Source organism: Staphylococcus petrasii, from assembly GCF_002902565.1.
Taxonomy (GTDB): domain Bacteria; phylum Bacillota; class Bacilli; order Staphylococcales; family Staphylococcaceae; genus Staphylococcus; species Staphylococcus petrasii.
In genome coordinates, this window is record NZ_PPRC01000139.1 from 1 (window position 1) to 754 (window position 754).

At 23.2% G+C, this 754-nt stretch carries 1 protein-coding gene; it reads right to left on the reverse strand.

The genetic code is table 11. The features are described 5' to 3' along the window. Positions 1–754, reverse strand: a 754-nt coding sequence (gene dptF, locus CD127_RS12540; protein WP_103366923.1) for a DNA phosphorothioation-dependent restriction protein DptF, incomplete at both ends; no start/stop codon positions are given.

Sequence of the window (754 nt, forward strand, 5' to 3'; positions counted from 1 at the left end):
CTTCACTTTGTTCAATGGTAAATGTTTTTTCATTTAAAAATGAAACTATTGAAATATTATCTAACCCAAAAAACAAATTATTCATACCTTTATTTGAAAAAATATTACTTTGCTCAATAGTTTTTATAATCTCTAAGCTTACGTTATTGGCTCTCAAGTACTCATTTAAATTATTAAGCATGCCAACATTAATCGCTATTACTATCTTGTTTAACTCATTGTTTTCAAATTGTGTTAATTTTTCTACAAGAGTTTCTACTGCTGTTTTATAAGGATTATTACTTTCAGTAGCATCATTATATATAAATACACCTTCAAATAATTCAGGTTCATGTTTATTTAAATACGATAATAAATGTGACTTTCCATCGCCTACAGATCCTACTAAAAAGATAATTCCTTTACTTTTACTCTTTAAATTTAATAAAGAGTCTTTTAACTCATTTTCAATATTTCTATGTACATGTAAATATTCATTAAATTTATTGAATTCTTCGGTATTAACTATTGATTCTCTTGAAGAAGTGCTTAAATTACTCATTAAATTAATAAGATTATTACTTGCAATATCACTTTGTGTTTCTATATAATTTTTTAATTTTTTTAAATACTCATTTAACCTGTTATAGCTATTATCATCCCCATATTGTTGAACTTCTTTTAATTGGTTTTTTATATTTCTTAATAGCTCATAAGTAGTATTATCAACAAGCTGTTGTGTTTTTAATTTAAATATATAAGAATTAAATACATT